At 45.2% G+C, this 26,162-nt stretch carries 12 protein-coding genes; 10 read left to right on the forward strand and 2 right to left on the reverse strand.

Annotated elements, in window-relative coordinates; all coding sequences use genetic code 11:
* Window positions 1-53: 53 nt before the first annotated feature.
* The 10 genes from KG118_RS14465 to KG118_RS14510 all read left to right on the forward strand — a co-directional run bounded on the left by KG118_RS14465 (window position 54) and on the right by KG118_RS14510 (window position 21,692).
* Window positions 54-3,059, forward strand: coding sequence for a polysaccharide lyase family 8 super-sandwich domain-containing protein (locus KG118_RS14465; RefSeq protein WP_117710854.1), 3,006 nt, complete (start codon window positions 54-56; stop codon window positions 3,057-3,059).
* A 27-nt stretch (window positions 3,060-3,086) separates the two neighbouring features.
* Window positions 3,087-4,496 (forward strand): sulfatase family protein, encoded by a 1,410-nt coding sequence (locus tag KG118_RS14470; RefSeq protein WP_117710855.1) that lies wholly within the window; start codon window positions 3,087-3,089, stop codon window positions 4,494-4,496.
* A 34-nt stretch (window positions 4,497-4,530) separates the two neighbouring features.
* Window positions 4,531-5,757 (forward strand): glycoside hydrolase family 88 protein, encoded by a 1,227-nt coding sequence (locus KG118_RS14475; protein ID WP_117710856.1) that lies wholly within the window; start codon window positions 4,531-4,533, stop codon window positions 5,755-5,757.
* A gap of 115 nt (window positions 5,758-5,872) precedes the next feature.
* Window positions 5,873-9,916 (forward strand): hybrid sensor histidine kinase/response regulator transcription factor, encoded by a 4,044-nt coding sequence (locus tag KG118_RS14480; protein ID WP_117710857.1) that lies wholly within the window; start codon window positions 5,873-5,875, stop codon window positions 9,914-9,916.
* A 217-nt stretch (window positions 9,917-10,133) separates the two neighbouring features.
* Window positions 10,134-13,340, forward strand: coding sequence for a SusC/RagA family TonB-linked outer membrane protein (locus tag KG118_RS14485; RefSeq protein ID WP_213388558.1), 3,207 nt, complete (start codon window positions 10,134-10,136; stop codon window positions 13,338-13,340).
* A gap of 19 nt (window positions 13,341-13,359) precedes the next feature.
* A complete protein-coding gene (locus KG118_RS14490; protein ID WP_117710859.1) occupies window positions 13,360-15,051 on the forward strand; it encodes a RagB/SusD family nutrient uptake outer membrane protein in 1,692 nt (563 codons plus the stop codon).
* Window positions 15,052-15,323: 272 nt separating this feature from the next.
* Window positions 15,324-17,543 (forward strand): glycosyl hydrolase family 95 catalytic domain-containing protein, encoded by a 2,220-nt coding sequence (locus KG118_RS14495; RefSeq protein WP_117710860.1) that lies wholly within the window; start codon window positions 15,324-15,326, stop codon window positions 17,541-17,543.
* 41 nt (window positions 17,544-17,584) lie between these two features.
* A complete protein-coding gene (gene hepC / locus KG118_RS14500) occupies window positions 17,585-19,567 on the forward strand; it encodes a heparin-sulfate lyase HepC (protein ID WP_117710861.1) in 1,983 nt (660 codons plus the stop codon).
* A 13-nt stretch (window positions 19,568-19,580) separates the two neighbouring features.
* Complete coding sequence (locus tag KG118_RS14505; protein WP_117710862.1) at window positions 19,581-20,273, forward strand: DUF6250 domain-containing protein; 693 nt, start codon at window positions 19,581-19,583, stop codon at window positions 20,271-20,273.
* Between the two features lie 156 nt (window positions 20,274-20,429).
* The gene (locus tag KG118_RS14510; protein WP_117710863.1) at window positions 20,430-21,692 is read left to right on the forward strand and encodes a DUF4995 domain-containing protein; all 1,263 of its coding nucleotides are present in this window, start codon (window positions 20,430-20,432) and stop codon (window positions 21,690-21,692) included.
* Between the two features lie 327 nt (window positions 21,693-22,019).
* Here the strand turns inward: KG118_RS14510 and scpA are convergent, their stop codons facing one another.
* Window positions 22,020-24,167 carry a methylmalonyl-CoA mutase gene (gene scpA / locus KG118_RS14515; RefSeq protein WP_009123127.1) on the reverse strand — a complete coding sequence of 716 codons (2,148 nt, stop codon included), beginning with the start codon at window positions 24,165-24,167 and terminating at the stop codon, window positions 22,020-22,022.
* 84 nt (window positions 24,168-24,251) lie between these two features.
* Window positions 24,252-26,153 carry a methylmalonyl-CoA mutase small subunit gene (gene mutA / locus KG118_RS14520; RefSeq protein ID WP_117710864.1) on the reverse strand — a complete coding sequence of 634 codons (1,902 nt, stop codon included), beginning with the start codon at window positions 26,151-26,153 and terminating at the stop codon, window positions 24,252-24,254.
* Window positions 26,154-26,162: the final 9 nt, after the last annotated feature.

A 26,162-nucleotide genomic window follows, 5' to 3' on the forward strand; every position in this document is an offset into this window, starting at 1 on the left:
CCGATGAATACGTTACTTTTGCCTTGCAAGAAAAACTAAAAAACTAAAACATCATGAAAGACAAGATTCTTCATCTATTAATTGTATTATTCCTCTTTCCCGCTATGCTGTCCGCCGCATCAAAGGAAGAGAAAATCTTTGCCAATTATTTCGACATTCCGGTAAACAGCCCGGAAGGAACGGAAGTAATCGGCCGTATTCATCTGGAAAGGAATAAAGATGTACTGACAAGCCCCATTCCTGCCGGTTATCACTTTGAGATTCTCAAACAAGCGGATGGAATGTTCAACTTGGAAACCCGATATGACTTATCCAAACGCATTATGGGTGTACTTACCGTAGCCAAAGGCCAGAATACAGGAAGCACCCCTTCCAATCATCGCCTGACCATTGCCTTGAAAGACGGTGACAGGCAACTGAAAAAATTCAATATCAACGTCAAAGTTGTAAAAGAGACTTTATGGAGTTTATTCAACAAGCGCTACACTCCCAAAACACTTAAAAACAATCGTTTGTACGGGCGTATCCAATACTCGGACGATGAAGTGGCAGCCAAGATTGAAGAACTGAAAAATAATAACTGGAAGTTTGCCGGACTGGAAAAATGCTATCAAGGACGCCCGCAAGACTATAAAATCATCCTCGACCCCACCAACGACCATGCTCCAAGCGGAACCATAGAATATGACTGGGCGAAAGTCGCCAACCAAATAGGCGGATTGGGTTACTCCTACGCCACTTCCAAAGTGTACGGTCCGAAAGGTGACCCCGAAAAGCGGAAAGAACTGAGAGAAACCTTATATCAGGCGATATTGACCTATACCAACTCCGTACCCGTAGAGGGAAACGAAGTTATGGTAGACGGAAAGCCGATTGGTAATTGCACCGGTGACGGCTTCGGTATGCTGCAAGCGCACAAAATGGCAGGAATGCAAACGCCCACCCACCAATGGACTCTGACCGACCCGCTGGTAGTCCCCGTACTTCACCTGATGCCCGAATTGCTGAAAGGTATGCACAATCAGGATGAAACCTGCCTGAAGGTACACAATGCGCTGATACGCTACCTGCAAATCTTCTTCTCGGAAATCGAAAGCCGCCGCGCCATAGACAATCCCGACGGCCGCTGGGGCGAACTGCAAGATACAATCTACTCATCCGGTGCATGGGCTGACGCCAACCTTGGCCACCGTTCACGTACATTATTGGCATTGCCTATCATCTGGGCAGACTACAACCGTCCCTTGACTTACGTACAGTATTGGTACAGCGATTTCTATCACGACCAACCGTTCAAAGGATTCAGCTACTCACCGGGATGGAGCCCGCACGGCATTGTAGCGGATGTCAGCCGTTGGATGACTAAATATAACATCGTGTCTCACAAATATATACAGTCCGGCTTCCAACCTGACGGAACCATATCGCATCACATCGCCAATGCGACCGATGCCGCCATGGTGGCTTACGGTTTTGAATGGCTGACGGATTGTAATGAAGGATACAGCTATTTCAAGAACACAAAATTCAAAATAGACGATAAATACTACCAGTTCCAGTTGGACCGCTTGCTGAATGTATATCCGAAACTGTTCTACAAACAACGTATGGACTTCCTCGTTGCGGGACGTTCTTTCATAGATGATATGCAAAGATTCGTAACCAAAACATACACCGGAGCTGTAAAGTCCATGCTGAATGCACAAAACAAAGGCTCTAAACTGGCCGGAGTAGAAGAACTCAAAAATATTTGCCGACAGCTGAAAGAGAATACCTATGAATATTCGGGAACAGATGCCTATTGGATTAATGAATATCTGGTACACCGCCGTGGTGAAAATGAAGCTCCGTTCTATGCTTCGCTGAAACTGAAATCGGAACGTACCGTAGGCGCCGAGGATTTCAGCAAGAAAGTACGCCGTTCATGGCATATGGGATATGGCATCCTGCAAGTGAAAGTGAATGGAAACGAATATTCCGACAAGGTTATATGCAACTTCGACTGGCACGCCCTGCCCGGACTGACGGAAGAGTGGCGCACCGATCCGATGCCGTTAGGACACGCGCAATTATCGCTGCCCGGACTAAATAAAATTTCGGGTGTACTGGCAGATGGGAAAGCAGGTATGGGTATCTACAATCATCTGCCTAAAGAAACGTACAGCTCTGCCACAGCCTTCAAGAGCTATCACTTCATCGAGGACAAAATAATCGCCTTGGGCAGCGACATCGCCCGTCTGCGTCCGGGACAAGGAAATGAGATTACCACATTCATTGAACAGACGGCATTGAACAGCCCGTTGACATGGTGCGTCGGCGAAGAAACGCAAACGATAGAATCCGGACAGTCCGTAAATATCGCCAAGGAGATAAACGACGTATGCTGGCTGCATCAGGGTGGCAAAGGATATGTTATTCTACCGCTGAAAAAACTGTCATTACGGATAAAGAGCGGTAAGGAAGTAAACATCACCGACCGTACGATAGCCAACAAAAAGCCTAACTTCATTGTCGCCGTAAGTCATGGAGCACAACCGGGGCAAACTTGGGACAACGCATACCGTTATGTACAACTTCCCAACGTCAGCGCAGCAGAAATGCCGGAACGTGTAGAAGCCTTGCTGAAAGATTTGGAATTCAATATGCAGGACGGCAAGGCGCATGCCGTGTACTCCGATGCCGACAAGACTTGGCAATACGCTTTCTTCAAACCCGGAAGCATCTCCGTGGGAAAGACCGCAGTTACTGCCAACGATGTTGCACAAATTATGTTGCGTGACAACGGTAAGGAATGGGTACTGTCCGTAAACAACCCCATGCCGGACGGACAGAAACAAACCCTGACGTTCAGCACCTCCGCCCAACTGCCTGCCGGAACCTACACCTACCGAACCAAAGGCGTGTATCCGCTGGAAGGTGAAACCGTTACGGTAATATCAGAAGGCAAAGGCAGCAAGGTTACGGTAGAGTTGCCGGACAGCCGCGACGCCGAGAAGTACAACTATCAATCGGACTTGTACGCAGCTACACCAATCATAGTGAACATACCCAAGAAGTAATACGAAGGAACTTAAAAACAGCGCACAATGAATAAACTATCCATTGTATGTTTGGCGGCTGCAGGACTATCATCCTGCAGCGGCTCCAAAACTACACAACCCGAAAACGGTAATACAGACAACAGGTCTGTCCACCGGCCCAATATCGTAATCCTACTGACCGATGACCAAGGATACGGAGACATGAAATGTTACGGCAGTCCTAATTTGCAAACTCCCAATCTGGATAAGCTGGCTGCCGAAGGGACGCGGTTCACCAATTTCTATGCCGGAGCCGCCGCCTCCACCCCCTCACGAGCCGCATTGCTGACAGGACGCTATGCCGAACGTGTAGGAGTGCCGGGAGTGGTGGACGACACTTCGGAAAACGGTATCAAACGCAGTGAAATCACTTTGGCGGAATATCTGAAACAGAATGACTATGCCACTGCCCTCGTAGGCAAATGGCACTTGGGCTACCAACCCGAATACCTGCCGTTGCGTCATGGGTTCACAGAATTCTTCGGTCTTCCCTACTCCAACGATATGTGGCCTTATCATCCCGCCCCCGACCACGCCTATCCGGCACTGCCGCTTTATGACAACGACCGTATAATAGAATACAACCCTCCCGTCAATCAAATGACGACAAGACTGACCGAACGCGCCATCCGTTTCATCAACGACCATAAGGCAAAGCCGTTCCTCCTCTATTTGCCCTACACCCAACCGCACGTGCCACTGGGCGTTTCGGACAAATTCAAAGGAAAATCAGGTGAAGGACTTTATGCGGATGTAATCATGGAAATAGACTGGAGTGTGGGAGAAATAATGAAGACTTTGAAAGCTAACGGTCTGGATGAGAATACCATCGTCATGTTTACTTCCGACAACGGTCCCTGGCTGAGTTACGGAAATCATGGCGGCAGCACCGGCGGACTGCGAGAAGGTAAGGGAACAACCTTCGACGGAGGACAGCGTGTCCCCTTTGTGGTACGTATGCCGGGCGTAATACCCGCAGGCAAGGTCAGCGACCAATTCCTATCCGCCCTCGACATCACACCCACTCTGGTAAACCTCACCCAATCACAGATGCCGCGCATGAACAAATTCGACGGACAAGACGCTTGGGGAATCCTGACCGGAAAAGAAAACGGTCACCGGCCTTTCTACTTCGTATACAACGGTATTGTGGAAGCGCTGCGTGACGGCAAATGGAAATGCGTAGCCCCACATAGCTACCGCATCGTAAAGACTCCCGGAAAAGACGGAATGCCCGGAGAGCAGATAGCCAAAGGCGGAAACATCGGTCTTGCACTCTTCGACATGGAAACCGATCCTAAAGAAAGCAACGATGTGGCAGCACAACACCCTGAAATTGCAGAACAGATGTACGCCAAGATAAAGGAGTTCCAAAAGGAAATGGACGAAGAGATGAAACACCTTATGATTGAGTAACATACACTCGTATAAACAAAAAACGAATTGTATCATGAAAAGAACTATACTGCTATTGGCATTAACCCTACTGGGTTGCCAAGGTATCCTAAAAGCCCAGCAAGTACCCCCCCTTCAAGTGGAGGAGGTACCTACATGGGTGGAAAACGCCTTTACTGTGGCACAAACACAATCGGAAGCCATGTACAAAGAGGTAATGAAAACAGGACTGCTTCCACGCTCCATTCAACAGGGATTACAGCCGAAAACAAACTGGACGGCAGGTTTCTTTCCCGGTACGCTATGGTATCTGTACACCTACACCGGAAAAGACATATGGAAAGTACGTGCCGAGAAAGCCACCGCCTTAATGGAAGGGGAACAGAACAATGCCTTTGACCACGACATCGGCTTTAAAATGTACTCTTGTTATGGAAACGGTTATCTGCTGACCGGAAACAAAACCTACCGCCACATCATCTTCCGTTCTGCCAAAACGCTGGCCTCACGCTATTCGTACAAAACCGGCCTCATCATGTCGTGGGAACCGGATGCAAAACGCGACTGGCTATTTCCGGTCATTATAGACAACATGATTAACTTGGAACTGCTCATGGAAGCCTACAAAATATCGGGAGATACAACGCTCAGACAGATTGCCGTCTCTCATGCCGACAAGACCATGAAATACCATTATCGCGAAAATATGTCTTGTCCGCATGTTGTGGACTACGAACCGGAAACGGGAGCTATGCGCAAATACGACTGGAACAATGGCTCGGACAACACTACGAACTCCACTTGGTCACGCGGCCAGTCATGGGGACTCTACGGTTTCACCATGATGTATCGCGAAACAGGTGACCGGAAGTATCTACGCCATGCCGAGAAGATTGCGGACTTCCTGCTAAGCCATCCCAATATGCCCGAAGACATGATTCCTTACTGGGATTACTCCGCACCCGAACGTTCAAAGATGCGTGACGCATCAGCGGCTGCCATTATGGCATCGGCACTCATGGAACTCAGCACCTATTCTTCTCAGAAAAAGAAATACTTTGAAGCCGGTGAGAAACAGTTGAAAAGCCTGTCTTCTCCTGCTTATCTGGCGAAGCCGGGAACTCATGAAAACTTTGTCCTGATGCACGCCACCGGAAACTTCCTGCGCAACAGTGAACTGGACGGGGCACTCTCGTATGCCGATTATTATTATACGGAAGGATTGCTGAGATACCTGCAACTCCTCAATGGAAAAGAATTGTATAAAGTTACGAAACTATAAGAACTTATATTTACAACACTTTATCAAGAAAAAATCTTCATTATTGCCATTATCCGGCAGGAATGAAGATTTTTTCCTATATTTGTTGTTACAAAACCTTATCAATCAATAAACCATGGTAAAGCCTGTCTTATTGTCCATCTTATTTTGGCTACTCATCTACCCGCTTCACGCACAAACCACAGAACCAATAAGTTTTGTCCATATCGGGCTGGACGATGGACTGTCGCAAAGTACCGTATTCGATATTACCCAAGACAAATACGGTAATATGTGGTTTGCCACCTACAACGGGCTGAATAAATATGACGGTTATACATTCACGGTATTTCAACATAATGAAAAAGACCCGCAAAGCTTGGGTTGCGATATTGTCCGCTCATTAAAGACTGACGAACAAGGCAGAATATGGATTGGAACTTACGAAGGACTTTCATTATATGACACTGACAAAGAGTGTTTCCAGAATTTCCAATACAAGAAAGAGGGCAAGAATATGCCTGTCAATAAGATTGTGACAGTCAACGAGGAACTGTTGCTTATCTATACGGACGGAGAACTTGTCTTGTTCAATACCCGCACCCAATCGTTCTCCAAATCTCAGCTTAATCCGGACATCTTTACCATTAGCCCTACATCCGTCAACCGTCAGGGAGATTATATTTATATAGGTAGCAGAGAAGGCCTGTTCTCTTATTCTATCTCACAAAATACAATCACAAGCGTTGCACCTGAGATTTTGAAAGGGAAACATATATCCGCCGTGCTACAACAATCCCCCACTCTGTTATGGGTGGGAACCGAAGGAAACGGATTATTCCTTGTAAACCCGTTCAACAACGAAACCAAGCAATATACAGCGACACCGGGAGGCACACACCCTATCAGTTCCAACTACATACGTGTATTGTCACTGGACACACAAAACCGGCTGTGGGTGGGTACTATCAATTCCCTCAACATATACCAAAAAGAGAGCGATTCCTTCTCAATATACAAAAGCAACCCTCTGAGAGAAGGAAGCTTGTCGCAAACCTCCATCCGCAGCATATTCGCCGATTCACAAGGCGGAATGTGGTTGGGAACATTTTTCGGAGGTCTGAATTATTATCACCCGTTGAAGGGCCGTTTTCAAAAAATACAATCTGTACCTAACCGTAACTCCCTAAACAACAACATAATTAATTGTATAGTAGAGGATCAGGAAAACAATTTATGGATTGGAACAAACAGTGGCGGTGTCAACTTCTATAACTCCAAAACCAATACATTCACCCATTATACTCCCAAAGACGGGTTGGGTTCTAATGACGTAAAGACAATCTATGTAGACGAACGACAAAACAAGGTCTATATCGGTGTACATGCAGGCGGCATCAGTGTGTTGCATCGTAATACCGGCCGCATTGAAACCCTTACCATCCCTTATCCGTCAGGAATCGCGACAAAAAGTATTTATGCCATCGTACCTATCGGCAATGGCGAATATTGGGTAGGAACCTTAGGCGGAGTAGTCCGTTTCAATCCTTCACAAAAGACATTCACCCCTGTTACCGCCGAAAAAGACGGCAAGCCATTCAAAAGTACACGAATCACTACCGTATTCAAGGATAGCAAGCAACGTTTATGGTTTGGAAGTGAAACGGGAGTCATTGTCTACGCACAAGACGGCAACGAGTTACAAAGTATCCCGGTATTGCCTTCGGACTCTCCCCTGAACCATCGTTTTATCAACAGCATATACGAGGGACACGACGGCATATTCTGGATTGGTACACGTAACGGAATCTACCGTTTCGATGAAAAAGACAAAACAAGCAAACAATATACCACAGAAGAAGGATTGCCCAATAATGTAGTCTTTGGTATTTTGGAAGACCGTGAAGGAAAACTGTGGATAAGTACGGATAAAGGATTAAGCTGTTTCCAACCCAAAACTGAAAAGTTCCGTAACTTTACCAGCAACGACGGACTGCAAAGTAACCAATTTGCAGCATCCGCATACTGCCGTGCAGCCAATGGCAAGATGTACTTTGGCGGAATCAGAGGTATCACCGCATTTCAGCCGGAAGAAATTGTAGACAATCCGTATACCCCTCCGGTTACCATCACCCAGTTACGACTTTTCAACAAGAAAGTCATACCGGGAGACGATACCCGCATACTGAAAACCAATATCTGCGAAACCCGCAGTATAACCCTCGCTGCAAAACAATCAATGTTCTCCCTGGACTTCGTTGTACCCAACTATATATCAGGCAAACATAATACTTTCGCCTATATACTGGAAGGATATGACAAAGAATGGTACTACACAGGTAACCGGCGTACCGTATCTTACTCCAACCTCCCGGCGGGAACTTACCGGTTCTTAGTAAAAGCCGCCAACAGCGACGGTAAATGGAATGAGAAACCCACAGAGCTGGAAATCATAGTATTGCCGGTATGGTATAAGACTTGGTGGGCTATACTGTTATTCATTGTAACTTTTATCGCCATCACAATATTCATATTCCGCTATTTCTGGATGCGCAAAAGTATGCAAGCAGAGCTCCAAATGGAACGGGTAGACAAAGAAAGACAGAAAGAAGTGAATGAAATGAAACTACGGTTCTTCATAAATATCTCGCACGAACTGCGCACGCCACTCACTATGATTCTGGCTCCCGTGCAAGAAATGTTGGATAAGGTGAACGACCGGTGGCAGCGAAAACAACTGGACCATATACAGAGAAACACAAACCGATTGCTGCATTTGGTAAATCAGTTAATGGACTACCGACGTGCAGAACTGGGAGTGTTCAATCTCAAAGTAAGACGTACTCCTATTCATACAGTCATCGAAAAAGATTTCTTATTCTATGACCGATTGGCACAAAAGAAAAAGATAGTTTATAACCTCTCTTCGGAAGTAGAAGGGAAGGATATTCTCTGTGATCCCAACTATTTGGAGCTGATAGTCAACAACCTGCTCTCGAATGCCTTCAAATACACCGATGAGGGAAAGAGTATCACAGTGACGCTAAAAGAAACCGAAAAAGAATTGTTGCTGCAAGTGAAGGACACCGGAAACGGAATCCCCATTGACAAGCAGGCTAAAATATTTGAACGATTCTATCAGGCGGACAGCGAACATATGGGAAGCGGCATAGGATTATCACTGGTGCAACGTCTCGTAGACCTGCATCATGGTCGGATTGAACTGGAAAGCCGGGAAGGAGAAGGAAGTACTTTCTCCATTTATCTGCCAACGGAGGAAAGCGCATACCAACCGGGAGAAATAGCCACCCTGACGGATTCTATCGGAGAACAGCAATCATATACTACCAACAACCAAGATATGTACATCGTCGATACAGAGGATGAAAAAACGGCAACAGAAGAAGAGACAGAGGAAAACAGCAAGAAACGAAAAGAGAATATTCTCATAGTAGAAGACAATCCGGACATCCGTCAATATCTCAGTGATGAATTAGGCAAAAGTTATCGTGTATTGACAGCTGACAATGGAGAAGAAGCGCTGGCTACCATCAAAGAGCAAGAGATAGACCTTATATTAACAGATGTCATGATGCCCGTTATGGATGGTTTACAGCTATGCAAGCAGATAAAACAAAATCTGCGTACCTGCCATATCCCTATCATCATACTGTCCGCCAAAACAGACTTGAAAGAGCAGCTGGAAGGATTGCAGGTAGGTGCGGACGACTATATTCCCAAGCCATTCTCAATGGCAGTGATTGCAACGAAAATTAGAAACCTGTTCCGTACACGTTATCGAGCCATTGAACACTATTCCAACTCTTTGGAAGTGGAACCGGAAAAAGTGGCGCTCAATGCAATGGACGAGGATTTACTGAAAAAAGCAGTCGCCATTGTAGAAAAGCATATGGACGATGTAGAATTCTCTACCGATGATTTTGCCCGCGAAATATGCATGAGCCGTTCTAATTTGCACTCAAAATTGAAAGCATTGACCGGAGATACAACAAATGACTTCATCCGTAAAATACGTTTTAACCGGGCTTGCAAATTACTTAAAGAAAAACGATATACAGTGGCCGAGATAAGTACAATGGTAGGATTCAACACTCCTTCTTATTTCTCAACCAGCTTCAAGAAATACTTCGGTTACTTACCCACAGAATACGGAAAGTAAGGATGCATACAGAATAAAAAGATATTATTCATTACATAATACTACAACATTAAACTTCTTTCATACAAGATTGAACTATTTCCTACAAGGATATAACCTTTTCAAACAGAAGAGAAGTTAACTTAAATGCGGATTTATTTATTTTGCCAATGCTGACAAATATTGTTGGCAATATGATAAACAAACATTTTTATTAACCTTATTAAGCAAAAGTATTATGAAATGTAAGATTCTGTTCATTCTATTTTTCCTCCTTACAGGTTTATCTGCCGCTTATGCACAAAAGATGCAAGTAACCGGTACTGTGATAGACAATGAAGGATATGAAGTGATCGGCGGTAGCGTAACCATTAAAGGAGCTGCCGGAACGGGAACTGTCACTGACGTAAACGGTAAATACACCTTGACAGTAAATGATGCGTCAAAAGACATATTAGTATTTTCGTATGTAGGAATGACCTCGCAAGAAGTAAAAGTCAACGGACAAAAAAACATCAATGTTACTTTAAAGGCAGATGCCGTAATGCTGGATGAAGTAGTTGCAATCGGTTATGCTACTGTGAAACGTAAAGACTTAACAGGATCCGTAGCATCAGTGAAAAGTGAAGACCTGCTGAAAATACCGACATCAGACGTTACCCAAGCATTGGCAGGACGTATGGCCGGTGTACAGGTGACACAGAGTGAAGGCGCTCCCGGTTCATCTATCTCAATTCGTGTTCGCGGTGGTATCTCTATTACTCAAAGCAACGAACCCTTATATGTCATCGACGGTTTTCCTACAGAAGATGGAATGTCTACATTAGATCCCGCTGAAATAGAAACCATAGATATTTTGAAAGATGCTTCAGCTACCGCTATCTATGGAGCTCGCGGTGCCAATGGCGTTGTGGTAATCACTACCAAGAACGGTTCGAAAAACAAAGGGAAAGCTACTGTTACATTTGACAGTTATTTCGGCATTCGGAAACTGGCAAGCAAGTTGGATGTACTCTCCCCCTACGAATATGTATTGGCAGACTACGAAAGAACCATAGGAAAAGCTTCTGATATAGCCGAAGAAACAACCAAATGGGAAGCACGCTACGGTAAGTTCAGCGATATTGAGGCCAATTACAAAAACCGCAAAGGAATTGATTGGCAAGAAGAGACATTAGGACGTACCGCTATTGCCCAAAATTACCGTGTCGGTATTCAAGGTGGAAGCGAAAAGACACAATACAGTATGGCATACAGTTACTTCAAAGATGAAGGAGCTATGGTATATAGTGGCAATTCAAAACATAATATCTCACTCAGCGTCAACAGTGAAATCAATAAATGGTTGTCTGCCACAGCCCGTATCAGCTTCGACCAGTTGAATATCTATGGTGTAGGTACTTCCGGAGATGGCACAAACGAAGGTACTTCAAACAAGGAAGCCAGATTCAATAAGATGACACACATCTTACAATATCGTCCAACCATCGGTATTACCGGAAACGATACCGATTTGTTAGCAGGAGAAGACCCCGCTTTGGCTGATGACAGCGGAAACGTCATGCAGAATCCTTTAATTTCTGCAAGAGAAGAAACCAATGACAAAGAGTACCGCACATTCCAAGCCAACGGAAGCCTTACTGTCAAAATTATAGATGGACTGACATTCCGTAACACAACCGGTATGCGTTATCAAATTTATAGAAATTCTATTTTCTATGGAGCTGAATCCAGAATAGCACAGCGTTCAAGCATCAATGGTCGTATCAGAAATACTGAAAACAGTAGTTTCCAAACTTCCAACGTGCTGACTTATAGCAAGGATTTCAATAAGCACAGTCTTACAGTAATGGCAGGACAAGAATACGTTAATCGTTGGTCTCGCTATGTCCAAGCAAGTGCTACCGACTTTCCCAACGATGAAATAGGCTTAAGCGATATGTCTTTAGGTAAGGCAGGCACTCCTTTATCCAATGAAAACTATGATGACAAATTAATTTCATTCTTTGCACGTGCCAACTATGATTTTGCAGACAAATACATTTTCACCGCTTCTCTCCGTGCAGACGGTTCCTCCAAATTCGGTAAGAATAATAAATGGGGATACTTTCCTGCCGTATCAGCCGCCTGGCGTTTAGGAGAAGAAGAATTTATCAAAAAACTGGATATTTTCTCTGACTTGAAATTCCGTATCGGTTATGGTTTAGCCGGAAACAACCGTATCGGCAGCTACAATAGTTTGGCCATATTAGGTTCTATCGTAGCATCATTAGGAGATGCTACCGTCTCCGGATACGCACCGACCCAGATTCCCAACCCCGACCTGAAATGGGAAGCAAACAAGACATTTAACTTAGGAATGGATTTCGGTTTCTTCAACCAACGCTTAACTATTTCGCCCGAATTTTATATCAACAAAAGCAGCAATCTATTATTAAGCGCACAACTGCCTTATTCATCCGGTTTTCAAACCATGGTAATCAATGCCGGTGAAACAAAGAATGTAGGTATCGACCTGACCATCAATTCAGCCAATATTTCCACAAAAGATTTCACATGGAATACTGCCTTGACCCTTTCACACAACAAGAATAAAGTAGAAGCATTGACAGGTGAAGCGGAACAATTATATGAAGCAAAATTCGGTTTTAACTTGAATACCCATAGATTGGCTGTAGGAGCTCCTATCGGACAATTCTACGGATACGTAACAGATGGTTTATACCAAGTCAGTGACTTCAATTATGATGCTGCAACGAAAACCTATACGCTCAAAGACGGTATTCCGTATACCGGAAACAAAGGAAACATCCAACCCGGTATGTGGAAATTTAAAAATCTGGATGGAAGCGAGGATAATCTTATTACGGAAGAGGATAAAACTGTAATAGGCAATGCCAGCCCCAAATTTTATGGCGGTTTAAACAACACTTTTACCTACAAGAACTTCGACTTAAGTATATTCGTTACATTCAGCTATGGTAATGAAGTTTTCAACGCAACTAAACTGATTAACTCCAAGATAGGGGACAAAAATAAGAACGCACTGAGTACGATGAGCAGCGCAAATCGCTGGATGACCATCAATGCTGCAGGAGAGACAGTAACCGATCCTACGGAACTGGCAGAACTGAATATCGGCAAAACCACAGCAGCCTATTTCGATAACGCCAATTATATCCACTCATGGGCTGTAGAAGACGCTTCTTTCCTCAAACTGAGCAATATAACATTAGGATACACATTCCCTAAGAAGATGATTAGCCACATCGGGCTGAGCAACCTGCGTTTATACGCAACAGGTAACAATCTGGCAACTTGGACCAAATATTCCGGCTTCGACCCGGAAGTTTCTACCATGGCAAGCGGATTAACTCCGGGCGTAGACTCCGGCGCATATCCCCGCAGCCGTTCATTCATCTTTGGTATTAACGTAGCATTCTAAACTTTAAAAGATTACATCAATGAAAAAATATCACTTACTATACATAGCTTCGACCTTATTCTTGGCAGGGCTTACCTCATGCGAAGATACGCTGACAGAAGAACCGGATTCTTCCTACAAGAAAGAGCAATTCTTTACCTCTGAATCTAAAGCAGAAATGGCAATTTACGGTATCTATCATTCCATAGAACATTCCGATCATTATGGCTCTGTAGAAACCGTGACCCCGGCTTCAGACGATACCTATTACATGAACGGAACCAATATTGATAATATACGTCGAGACATAGCTCACTATGTACTCACTCCGTCCAATGCATGGATTCAAAATATATGGATTTATAAATATCAGGGCATTGATCGGGCAAACTATGCCATTGACGGTATTCAATCAATGCCGGGCTATGAAGAGAATAAAGCACTACAAGCATTGGTAGCTGAAGCTCGCTTTTTACGTGCGTTCCTTGCATTTGACTTGGTTAAATATTGGGGAGATGTTCCTTTTAAGACTACCTACACTTCTGACTATGCATCTACATTTCAAGGACGTACAAGCCGTGAAATAATCTACGATGAAATAATCAAAGATTTGGATTTCGCTAAAAACAACTTATCGTGGGCTGACGCTTCCTCGTCTCCTGAGAGAGCAACGCAAGGGGCTGCAAGAGCTCTATTAATGCGTGTGTATCTACAACGTGCCGGCTACAGTTTGCAACAAGACGGAAACCTGACCCGCCCCGATGATGCAAAACGAAAAGAATACTTCGGTGCAGTTATTAAAGAATGGGAGGCTTTTGAAGCAAACAAATACCATGATTTCTATCCTAATGGTTTCGACGGATTATTTAAGGATGTATCCGCCGGTATTATCAACTCTAAAGAAAATCTTTTTGAGATTGCATTTTACTTCACTCCTGATGGAACTCAGGGAAAGGGAGTATGGGGAACTTATAACGGTCCGGAAGTAGTAGCCCCTGTAATCAAACCCACAGAAACAGCTAATTTCATGGGACGGGCCAATGCATTCTTCCGGGTTGTACCCGAATGGAAAGATTTCTTTGAAAATTCTGATGTACGCCGTGATGTTATGGTTTGTACATATATGTACAAATGGGACACCCAATCTTACAATCATAAAAAAGTTGAAAACAAATCCAACAGATGGTATCCGGGAAAATGGCGTCGCGAATGGATGCCAATAGGTTATAAGAACCCGAATAGTACTGATGTGAACTATTGCCCGCTACGCTATGCCGATGTTGTGTTGATGGCTGCCGAAGCCTACAATGAAACAGGAGACACGCCAATGGCATGGACATTGCTGAACAAAGTCCGTACCCGTGCTAAAGCGACAGAAATCACCCCAAGCAATTATACGAGTTTAGTGAAAGCTCCTCAAGTGTACAACCTGCCATTCATCAGCGACGCTGATGATGCCGGAAAATTCCGTACGGCCCTTTATTGGGAACGGGCATTTGAACTGGCATTTGAAGGACAACGCAAGTATGACCTTATCCGTTGGGGAATATTGAAAGAGGCATTAGAATTGTTTGGCAGCAAAAGTGCAGTAAATAAACCTATCAACGCCAATGACAGTTATCCGGCATACAAAAATTTCGTAACCGGAAAACATGAATTGTTTCCCATACCTTTGAAAGAAATACAAAGTAATCCTAAATTAGAGGGAAAAAATAATCCCGGATATAACTAAGACATCAATAAACCAGAATATTGAAGTGCTCTAAATAATTCTGAAGTTTTAAAGGTATGTTATGGCTTAATCTGATTGAGTATACCATAACATACCTTGCTTTTATATAGAATTGCACAATTCTAAAACTTCATGAGACAAAATTAAAAATGCAGCATAATATAATGCAAGACCTTTCGACATTATCAAACCTCATTTCATTAATAATCTGTTACCTTTGTTACAAGAGAAAACATATACTATAAAAACATATGATAACGAATCTATAACACATGAAAAGACTTCTTTTATTCTCCATCACAGTCTGGTGCATAACTGTTTGTTGCCACTGCCAAATAGACTGGAAGAATTTCATGTCCCAACAGGACATGATTTGGACGCGGCTCCCCCAAACATGGTATGAAGCCCCCTTTATGGGAAACGGCAGTATGGGGACTTATATCTGTAAAGAACCCGGCAAAAACGCCATACGGGTAGACATCGGCAACAGCATGGTACACGACCGTCGCGCCGATGATAAAAGCATCTACGGGAGATGCCGTCTGCTTATCGGCTATTTCCTCCTGCAACCTGCAGGAGAAATACAATCCGGAAACATGAGACTGGGCTTATGGAACGCAGAAACCACCGGATGTATCCGCACCACTAAAGGAGAGATAAAACTGAAAGCCTGCGTCACCTCCGAAAACCCCTACATCATCGTTGAAGCCGAAGCTACGGAAGGAGAAAAGGATTTCATCTGGAAATTCTATCCGGAGAATACGGACTCGCCAAGACAATTGAACGCTATCCGCATAAAAAGTAAAAAACATTTTAAAAAGGATTATATATCCAATCCCGTATCACAGTTATCCGCACGCAACGGAGTGAACTATTGTTGGCAGCCTCTGCTTGCCGGCGGCGGTACAGCCACGGCTTGGAAAGAGATAAGGAAAAATAATAAAAGCGTCCTCATCATAAGCAACGCATATTCATTTCCGGAAACGAATGCTATGCGAAAAGTGGAAACAGCATTGGCTAATCTGCAAGAAAACGACTTGCCGGCTCTCCTAAAGGCTCACCGGGAGTGGTGGCACAGCTACTACCCGCAGAGCTTCGTAAGCCTGCCCGACAAAAAGAAGGAGAACTTCTATTGGGCGCAAATGTACAAACTTGCATCCGCAACACGTATTGGCGGCGGTTTGCTGGACAACAGCGGTCCCTGGCAAGTGCTTACTCCCTGGCCCAACGCGTGGTGGAACCTGAATGTACAACTAAGCTATTGGTCGGTATATGCTTCCAACCGTCTGGAGCTGGGAATGCCGCTGGTCAACGCAATCGGCAGCAATCTGAAGAATCTGATAAGCAATGTCCCCGAAGCCTACCGGAAAGATGCAGCGGCACTGCCCGTTGCCACTGATTTCAGCTTGGCAGGAGAAATGGTGAATGTACCCGGTACCGAAAAGAAAGCCCAAGTAGGAAACTTACCGTGGATTTGCCATAATATCTGGCTGCAATACCGTTTCAGCATGGACGAGACAATACTGAGGGATGTCCTGTTCCCGACATTAAGACGCGCCATTAATTTCTACCTTCCTTTCCTGAAAGAAGACGAACAAGGCAAACTGCACCTGAAAAGGACTTTCTCTCCCGAATACGGTACTGCCGAGGATTGCAATTACGACATCGCATTACTACGCTGGGGATGCAACACACTGCTCGAAGCCACCCGAATCCTGTCCGTTGACGATGAACTGATACCCCGCTGGAAAGAAGTCACAGAAAAGCTGACCGACTATCCGCAAGATAAAAACGGCATGATGATAGGCAAAGATGTGCCTTTTAGCCGTTCGCACCGCCATTACTCGCATCTGCTGATGTTCTACCCGCTCTATTTACTGAATGCTGAACAAAGCGGCAGCAAAGAACTCATGGAAAAATCTGTGGAACATTGGCACAGCCTGCCGGGAAATATCCTCGGATACACTTACACGGGAGCTTCCTCACTGTATGCAGCGTTTGGCGAGGGAGACAAAGCGTTGGAAAAGCTGAACGGCCTGTTTGCCCGTACGCTGCGCCCCAATACCATGTATATGGAAAGCGGCCCGGTCATTGAGACTCCCCTGTCCGGCGCACAGTGCATACACGATATGCTGCTTCAAAGTTGGGGCGGAAAGATACGCGTATTCCCTGCCGTACCTTCCCAATGGGGAGATGTGCAGTTCGAAGATTTAAGGACGGAAGGCGCATTTCTCGTGTCTGCCGGACGGAAAGATGGAAAGACAACCTGCATCCGTATCAAAAGCCTTGCAGGAGAACCCTGTATTTTACGTACAGATATGGTGAAACCAATAGTAAAACTTGGCCACGCCACACTTACTCCAACGGGAAAAGGAGAGTACTCTTTAGATTTAAAGAAGGGAGAGACCGTTGTCCTGACTACCGAAGGAGGTGCCATTCCTGTTATAAGTCCCGTTGACGGACAAGGGCGGAACTTCTTCGGACTGCAATAAAATAAAAAAACAATATTCATAATTACTAATAAACCAACTACATGAGACACATTATTGTACTTTTGATTTGTATGTTATCCTGTTCATTACAGGCACAATCCATCAATGAAGAGGCTTTTTCACAGCTGAACCTGAACTATCCCGGTTTGGAAAAAGTGAAAGACCTTTACGGACAAGGAAAGAAAGAGGCTGCGGCGCAAGCGCTTTTGGAGTATTACCGCCACCGCACCGGCGTTGTCAACCCGGCAATCGACTTAAGCAATATCACCATCAACAAACGTGAGCAGCAATGGGCGGACGAAGCACTGGAGCACACATTCTACGTGCACGACGGTTATCAGCCCGCCTTCAATTACGGAAAAGACATTAACTGGAAATATTGGCCGGTGAAAGACAATGAGCTGCGTTGGCAACTCCACCGCCACAAATGGTTTACCCCTATGGGTAAGGCTTATCGTATTTCGGGTAATGAGAAGTACGCCAAGGAATGGACTTTCCAATACCTCGACTGGGTGAAGAAAAACCCGTTGACCACCGTCACCAAAGAAGAGTTTGAACTTGCCAGCACCGGAGAGGTGAAAGGAGATGCCGAGAATGTACGTTTCGCGTGGCGTCCGTTGGAAACCAGCCACCGTCTGCAAGACCAAATCAACCAGTTTACACTCTTTATCAACTCCCCCTCGTTTACCCCCGCCTTCCTGACAGAGTTTCTGGTGAACTATCACAGACATGCCGTCCACATCCTCGGCAACTACTCGGACCAAGGCAATCATCTGCTGTTTGAAGCGCAACGTATGCTGGCCGCCGGCGCTTTCTTCCCGGAATTTAAAGAAGCGGCAGCATGGAGAAAAAGCGGTATCGACATCCTGAACAGGGAAATAAAAGTACAGGTTTACCCGGACGGCGGTCAGTTCGAGCTGGATTTGCACTACCATTTAGCTTGTATAGAGATATTCTGCAAAGCACTGCGTATGGCGGACGTTAACGGATTCCGCAATGAGTTTCCCGCTCATTACATCAACACGATTGAATCCATGATTATGTTCTACATGAACGTTTGTTACCCCGACTACACCAATCCCTGTTTCAGTGATGCCAAAAAAGGAGACCCGCAAACAGAACAAGCCAATTATAAAGAATGGCTCAAACTGTTCCCCGAAAACAAACAGATACGCTACTTTGCAACCAACGGGCAAGAGGGAGAAGCTCCGGCAAACCTTTCCAAAGGTTTCTTGAAGTCCGGTTTCTTCGCCTTTAGAAACGGCTGGAAGAAGGACGCTACTGTAATGGTAGTGAAAGCCGGTCCTAAGGGCGAATGGCACTGCCAACCGGACAACGGAACTTTCGAGTTGTGGTTTAACGGCAAGAACCTGTTCCCCGACTCCGGTTCGTACATCTATGCCGGCGGGGCGGAAGTGATGAAGCTGCGCAACTGGTTCAGGCAGACTGCCGTACATAATACTTTGACTTTGGATAATAAAAATCTGGAAACCACAGAGTCAGTAACCAAGTTGTGGAAACCGGAAGGAGATGTACAAATATTGGTTACGGAGAACCCGAGTTATAAAGGCTTGAAACACCGTCGCTCCGTATTCTTCGTGAACCGGCAATACTTCGTTATCGTGGATGAAGCGATAGGAAACGCCACCGGAAATGTAAACCTGCATTATCAGTTATGTGACGGTGACATTGATATTGACGCTAAAACGTTCTCGCTTTCTTCAGACTTTGCAGGTGAAAGCCAAGTAAAATTACAATGCTTCGTTCCCAAGAAAACAACGCTGAAGAAAGAAGAAGGCTGGTACTCAGTCGCCTATCGTCAACGTACCGAACGTACCGCAGTTTCGTTCAATACGGAAAAGAAAGAGAAAGAAAACGTACAGTTTGTAACCGTTATCTATCCTGCCAAGAGCACAAAAGACTTCCCGAAAATGGAAGCCAAGATTAAGAACAACAGTTCCGATGCCATGGAAGTGGAAGTCAGCCTCAACGGGAAAAAGCAGACATTAAAATATCAACTGTAATAAAACAACATTTATGGCAAGAAGCAACCTTCACACACTCGTATTAGGAAGCATATTAATGTTACTTCCATTCATGGCCCAGGCACAGGTGGCCTTAAAGGATTGGACAACAGAAGACCACTCCGGTGAAGTAAAAATCCTCGTATCGGGTGATACATTGGAAATTACCGCTCCGAAAGGTCTTACACTGTGGTATAACCGGCGCATCACCGGAGACTATGAAATCAGCTATCGCGTGAAGATGTTGATGCAAGGCGGCAAATACGACCGCCTTAGCGACTTGAACTGCTTCTGGGGAGCCAATGATCCGGAGCATCCCGACAATCTTTTTGCACGCAGCGGATGGAGAAACGGAATCTTTCAGCGTTACAAGACATTGAGCCTGTTTTATGTGGGGTATGGTGGGAACCATAACTCCACCACCCGCTTCCGTCAATACTTTGCCAAAGCGGCAGACACCAACGATGCGGTGGCACGCCCCGTAATCAAAGAATATACGGACAAAGCGCATCTGTTACTGCCCAATAAATGGTATGACATCCGGATTCGTGTAGAAAAGGGAATCACAACTTATCGCGTCAATGGTGAAGAATTGTTCCGGTTGCCCATAAAAGACAATGAGGGGGATGGACATTTCGGCCTGCGGCTACTGAAAAACCATACACTATTCACAGACTTTCAAGTCAAGAAATTACAAGGAAAATAATGCCGCATAGTAAGAAAATACAGAATTAAAACCGTGTTCGACAAAAGTGATATGCCTTTGAACTATGTCTAAGTTGCTTTCGACAATCTTGTACAAAATATTTCCTGAATATCCATACTTTTGTCAACAAACGATAATCACTAAATATTTAATAACATGAAAAGAAACTCTTTGTTATTTGCAACCGCCCTGCTCGTAGGTATGACAGGTTGTAAAAACACACCGGTTCAAGAAGAAGCCTGGATTAGCAATGCACTTGATGCCGCTTCCTATCAACTGAAACTGACAGCCGAGGAGCTGTCCGGAACAGACAAACTGCCGCGTTCCATCTATGCCGGCTATGACATCAATTTCCTTGATGCGCAATTGCAGCGTGAGAACAAATCTTACATTGACTCCTTGCGTCCCAACCCGGCAGCCCTGCAATTAGGACAACGCCATCTTTGCGGAATTTACGACTGGACCAGCGGTTTCTTCCCCGGAAGCCTTTGGTATGCCTACGAAATGACCGGTGATGAAGAGCTGAAAAAACGTGCTGTCGAATACACCAATATACTGAATCCGGTACGAAAGCTGACAGGTACGCATGATGTAGGTTTCATGATGAACTGCAGCTACGGCAATGCTCTCCGTCTGGCTCCCAACGATACCATAAAAGCCGTACTCGTGGAAACAGCGGACAACTTGTGCGCCCGTTTCAATCCGGAAATAGGTTGCATCCGTTCATGGGACTTCGGTACCTGGAACTTCCCCGTCATCATTGACAATATGATGAATCTGGATTTGTTATTCAACGTATCCAAACTGACAGGAAACAATAAATATAAGGATATAGCCGTAAAGCATGCACAAACCACAATGAAAAATCATTTCCGCCCCGACTACACTTCATATCACGTAGTCAGCTACAACAATGACGGAAGCGTGGAAATAAAACAAACGCATCAGGGTAAAAACGCGGAGTCGGCTTGGTCGCGCGGACAGGCATGGGGCGTATACGGTTACACGTCCTGTTATCGTGAGACTCAGGATACTGCATTCTTGCAAGAAGCCGTCCACATTGCAGACATGATTATGGAACGCGTAAAGACCGATGACCTTATTCCCTATTGGGATTATGACGCTCCGGCAGGCGAAAAGACTCCGCGCGATGCTTCTGCCGCTGCTGTAACAGCATCTGCCTTTTTAGAACTCAGTACTTTCGTACCCGACGGAAAGAAATATTCAGACTATGCCGAAACTATTCTGAAAAGCCTTTCCGGTCCCGGTTACCTGTCTGCCAAAGGCAGCAATCAAGGTTACGTGCTAATGCACTCCACCGGTTCACTGCCTCACGGTTCCGAGATAGATGTACCCCTGAATTATGCAGACTACTACTATCTGGAAGCGATGAAGAAATACATCGATATGAAAAAATAAAGAATCAAGGTTAGACAAAGGGTTGTTTTTTTTAACTTTGACGAACGGGGATAATCGTTTATCCCCGTTCTCTATTTATAAACATATCTAAGAGAGGTTCTGATTATGCCCTTACGTAATGTAAGGGCATAAAAAAAGGAGTACCGCTGTACTCCAACCTTTGTTAACCTTAAATCTAATACTATGAAAAACACATTGCAAAGATACGGACATTTGAGAAATCTGCAAATTATCCAAGAAAAAAAGTATGTTTCATAACATAGATTAAGAAAAAAGGACGGATATGTAAACATATTCCGTCCTTTTTTTAACATTTATCTTTACAGATTATTCCTCATCCAACAAGATTTCAAGAATCTGGCAAGCAGCTTTCGCTACCGGAGTACCGGGACCGAAGATGGCAGCTACACCTGCTTTATAGAGGAAGTCATAGTCTTGTGCGGGAATTACACCACCTGCGATAACTACAATATCCTCACGACCCAACTTCTTGAGTTCTTCAATAATCTGCGGAACCAATGTCTTGTGTCCGGCAGCCAATGAAGAAACACCTACTACATGAACGTCATTTTCCACAGCTTCGCGAGCCGCTTCGGCAGGAGTCTGGAACAACGGTCCCATATCCACATCGAAACCGCAGTCCGCATATCCGGTCGCTACAACTTTGGCGCCACGGTCGTGACCGTCTTGTCCCATTTTGGCTACCATGATACGAGGTTGACGTCCCTCTTTCTTCGCAAACTTCTCAGCTAACTCACACGCCTTGTGGAAGTCGCTGTCATTTTTACTTTCTGATGAATACACGCCTGAAATAGTTCTAATTACTGCTTTATAACGTCCTACAACTTTTTCGCAAGCATACGAAATCTCACCCAATGTGGCACGAACGCGTGCGGCTTCCACTGCCAGTTCCAACAGGTTACCCTCTTTCGTCTCCACACATTTGGTGATGGCTTCGAGCGCTTTCTGAACAGCAGCTTCATCACGACCTTCTTTCAATGTCTTCAGGTTCTGAATCTGCTCTTGGCGAACAGCTGTATTATCAATCTCAAGGATATCGATGGGAGCTTCTTTTTCCAAACGATACTTGTTTACACCTACAATAGTCTGTGAACCGCTGTCGATGCGGGCTTGCGTACGTGCGGCAGCCTCTTCGATACGCATCTTTGGAATACCGGTTTCGATAGCCTTTGCCATACCTCCCAGTTTCTCCACTTCCTGAATCAGTTCCCAGGCCTTGTGCGCCAGTTCATTGGTCAGAGACTCTACATAATAAGAACCGCCCCATGGATCGACATTTTTGCAAATATAAGTTTCCTCCTGAATATAAATCTGCGTATTACGTGCAATACGTGCGGAGAAATCGGTAGGCAATGCGATAGCCTCATCCAAAGCATTGGTGTGAAGAGACTGTGTATGCCCCAAAGCGGCAGCCATAGCCTCGATACAAGTACGGCCTACATTGTTGAACGGGTCTTGCTCAGTCAGTGACCAACCGGAAGTCTGGGAGTGCGTACGTAATGCCAGTGATTTCGGATTCTTCGGATTGAACTGCTTCACAATCTTAGCCCACAACATACGTGCGGCACGCATCTTGGCTATTTCCATAAAATGGTTGGTACCGATAGCCCAGAAGAATGACAGGCGAGGCGCAAACGCATCAATATCAATACCTGCAGCAACACCTGCACGAAGATATTCCAGACCGTCGGCCAGCGTATAAGCCAACTCAATATCCGCCGTAGCGCCGGCTTCCTGCATATGGTAACCGGAGATAGAGATAGAGTTGAACTTAGGCATCTTCTGAGATGTATATTCAAAGATATCGGAGATAATCTTCATGGAGAATGCAGGCGGATAGATATAAGTGTTACGCACCATGAATTCTTTCAGAATATCATTTTGAATAGTACCTGCCATTTCTTCCAGCTTGGCTCCCTGTTCCAAACCGGCATTGATGTAGAATGCCATAATCGGAAGCACCGCACCGTTCATTGTCATAGACACTGACATCTTGTTCAGAGGAATACCGTCGAAAAGCACCTTCATGTTTTCCAGTGAACAGATAGATACACCTGCCTTACCAACGTCACCTACTACACGCTCATGATCGGGGTCGTAGCCACGGTGGGTAGCCAAGTCGAATGCAACGGACAAACCTTTCTGACCGGAAGCCAGGTTACGGCGATAGAAAGCATTGGACTCTTCGGCAGTAGAGAACCCGGCATACTGACGGATAGTCCACGGACGCAGAGTATACATCACTGAATACGGACCACGCAGATAGGGCGGAATACCTGCCGCATAGTTGAGGTGTTCCATTCCTTCGAGGTCTTCTTTCGTGTAAACAGGCTTCACTTCAATGTGTTCCGGAGTTTTCCAGTCGGCCTTGATGCCGTTAGCCTTTTGCCACTCAGCGCCATTGGCAGGCTGGAAAGCGGCATATATATCTAAGTTTTTAAAATCTTTTCTCATCTTCTTAAAAATGATGAACGAAGAATGATGAATGAAGAATTACCATGCGGAATAAATGCGCAACCTATTCTTCATTTCTCATTCTTAATTCTTGATTAATATCTTGTTGAATTCCTTTAATGTTTCCAGAACGTTGACACGAACATGGATAAAGTTCTCGATACCTGCCGCCTTCAACTCATCCATGCAAGCAGGAGCACCGGCCACGATGAACATAGCGCGGCCATTCAAAGCTTTGAAAGCAGGAACAGCATATTCCGCATATTCATCATCACTTGAACAGAGAACCACAATATCGGCTTTAGCTGCCATTGCAGCTTCCACACCTTCCTCTACAGTCGGGAAACCGAGGTTGTCAACAACTTCATATCCGGCACAAGCCAGGAAGTTACAAGAATATTGAGCACGTGCCTGACGCATTGCCAAGTTACCGATAGTCAGCATAAAGGCTTTAGGACGCTTACCCGAAGCCTCCGTTTCCAGACGCAGCGCTTCAAATTCGCTGGCTGCACGGTCGAAGTTCAGTGAAGGAACATCTTTTTCGCAAGTGCTGTGCCCGCCGCAACAGCAAGAAGCTTCCAAAGGTTTCTTGTCGCCCGCCTTTTCGTTGAAGTTCGGGAACTGGTTAGTACCCAACAACACTTCCTTACGTTTGGCAACAGCTGCGTGACGAACCGCATTGCTTTCGTTCACAGCCGCCTGTACCTTAGCGGATTTTACAGAAGCATAGAAGCCGCCCTCTTCTTCTACTGCAAGGAACAGTTCCCAAGCTTGCTTGGCAATAGCCACGGTCAGATTCTCGATGTAGTAAGAACCGGCAGCCGGGTCAATCACCTTATCAAAGTGAGATTCTTCTTTCAACAGCAATTGTTGGTTGCGTGCCAGACGCTCTGAGAATTCATCGGGAGCTGCATAGGTCTTGTCGAACGGAACCACTGTCATGGAGTCAACGCCTGCAAGAGCGGCACTCATAGCCTCAGTCTGCGTACGCAACAAGTTGACGTGCGCATCGAACAAAGTGAGGTTAAAAGTGGAAGTTTCCGCATGTATCCTCATCTTGGCGGCACAACGGCATTCATTATGTTCGCCCTTGTTTTCGCAATCGCGCAAGCATTCCGGATTATAAGAAGCCACGATATTGGCCCACAACATACGGGCTGCACGGAATTTTGCAATTTCAAGGAAGTAGTTGGAACTGATACCGAAGTTAAACTTTATCTTCTTGGCTACCAACGCTGCCGGCAGTCCGGCATCAGTAAGTTGGTTCATGTATTCATTACCCCAAGCCAGCGCATAACCCAGTTCCTGATAGATATATGCCCCCGCATTGTTGAGTGTCAGTGCATTTACATTCAGCACACGATATTTCGGAAGAGCGGAAGTGGCTTCAATCAAGGCTTTGGCAGTAGCTACCATATCGCCTTTCTCTTTGCCTTTAGCCAGCATCTTGTTGAAATAATCGTAGTTGATAGAACCCTGCAACTTCGTAAGGTCATAGTCTTTCTTTTGGAAGTAAGCGACTAAAAGTTCCGCCAACTCTACCACGTGTCCCTGACAAGTGGAGAAGTTCAGTTCCACACATTCGGCACAGATGTCTTTCAGCAAAGTCTCGATATACTCCGCACTCAGTTCTTTCGCTTTCACATGGAAAGAAAGTGAATCGATGCCCTTGTTCAAGATATCCAATGCTTTGGCGTTGGCTTCTTTAGGACATTCCACCTTGATTTCCTGGCGAACGAACCACTCATTGTTGTTTTTCTTTGTACCTCTAAGATACGGGAACTCACCGGGAAGAGCATTTGTGGTCTTCAAACCTTCGAGGTCTTCCATACGATAGAAAGGTTTCACTTTGAATCCTTCATTCGTCCTCCAAACGAGCTTTTTCTCAAAGTCCGCACCTTTTAAGTCTGCGGTTACTTTCTCCATCCACTGTTCCGTAGAAACCGGAGAAAAGTCCGAGAAGAGTTTTTCTTTACTGTCTGCCATAGTTTATTT

It is taken from the genome of Bacteroides propionicigenes (assembly GCF_018390535.1).
Lineage (GTDB): Bacteria > Bacteroidota > Bacteroidia > Bacteroidales > Bacteroidaceae > Bacteroides > Bacteroides propionicigenes.

Coding starts and splice junctions, on each gene's coding strand:
- KG118_RS14505 (WP_117710862.1), top strand. CDS start 19,581: ATGGCAAGAAGCAACCTTCACACACTCGTATTAGGAAGCATATTAATG.
- KG118_RS14485 (WP_213388558.1), top strand. CDS start 10,134: ATGAAATGTAAGATTCTGTTCATTCTATTTTTCCTCCTTACAGGTTTA.
- KG118_RS14510 (WP_117710863.1), top strand. CDS start 20,430: ATGAAAAGAAACTCTTTGTTATTTGCAACCGCCCTGCTCGTAGGTATG.
- KG118_RS14470 (WP_117710855.1), top strand. CDS start 3,087: ATGAATAAACTATCCATTGTATGTTTGGCGGCTGCAGGACTATCATCC.
- KG118_RS14495 (WP_117710860.1), top strand. CDS start 15,324: ATGAAAAGACTTCTTTTATTCTCCATCACAGTCTGGTGCATAACTGTT.
- hepC (WP_117710861.1), top strand. CDS start 17,585: ATGAGACACATTATTGTACTTTTGATTTGTATGTTATCCTGTTCATTA.
- mutA (WP_117710864.1), bottom strand. CDS start 26,153: ATGGCAGACAGTAAAGAAAAACTCTTCTCGGACTTTTCTCCGGTTTCT.
- KG118_RS14490 (WP_117710859.1), top strand. CDS start 13,360: ATGAAAAAATATCACTTACTATACATAGCTTCGACCTTATTCTTGGCA.
- KG118_RS14480 (WP_117710857.1), top strand. CDS start 5,873: ATGGTAAAGCCTGTCTTATTGTCCATCTTATTTTGGCTACTCATCTAC.
- scpA (WP_009123127.1), bottom strand. CDS start 24,167: ATGAGAAAAGATTTTAAAAACTTAGATATATATGCCGCTTTCCAGCCT.
- KG118_RS14465 (WP_117710854.1), top strand. CDS start 54: ATGAAAGACAAGATTCTTCATCTATTAATTGTATTATTCCTCTTTCCC.
- KG118_RS14475 (WP_117710856.1), top strand. CDS start 4,531: ATGAAAAGAACTATACTGCTATTGGCATTAACCCTACTGGGTTGCCAA.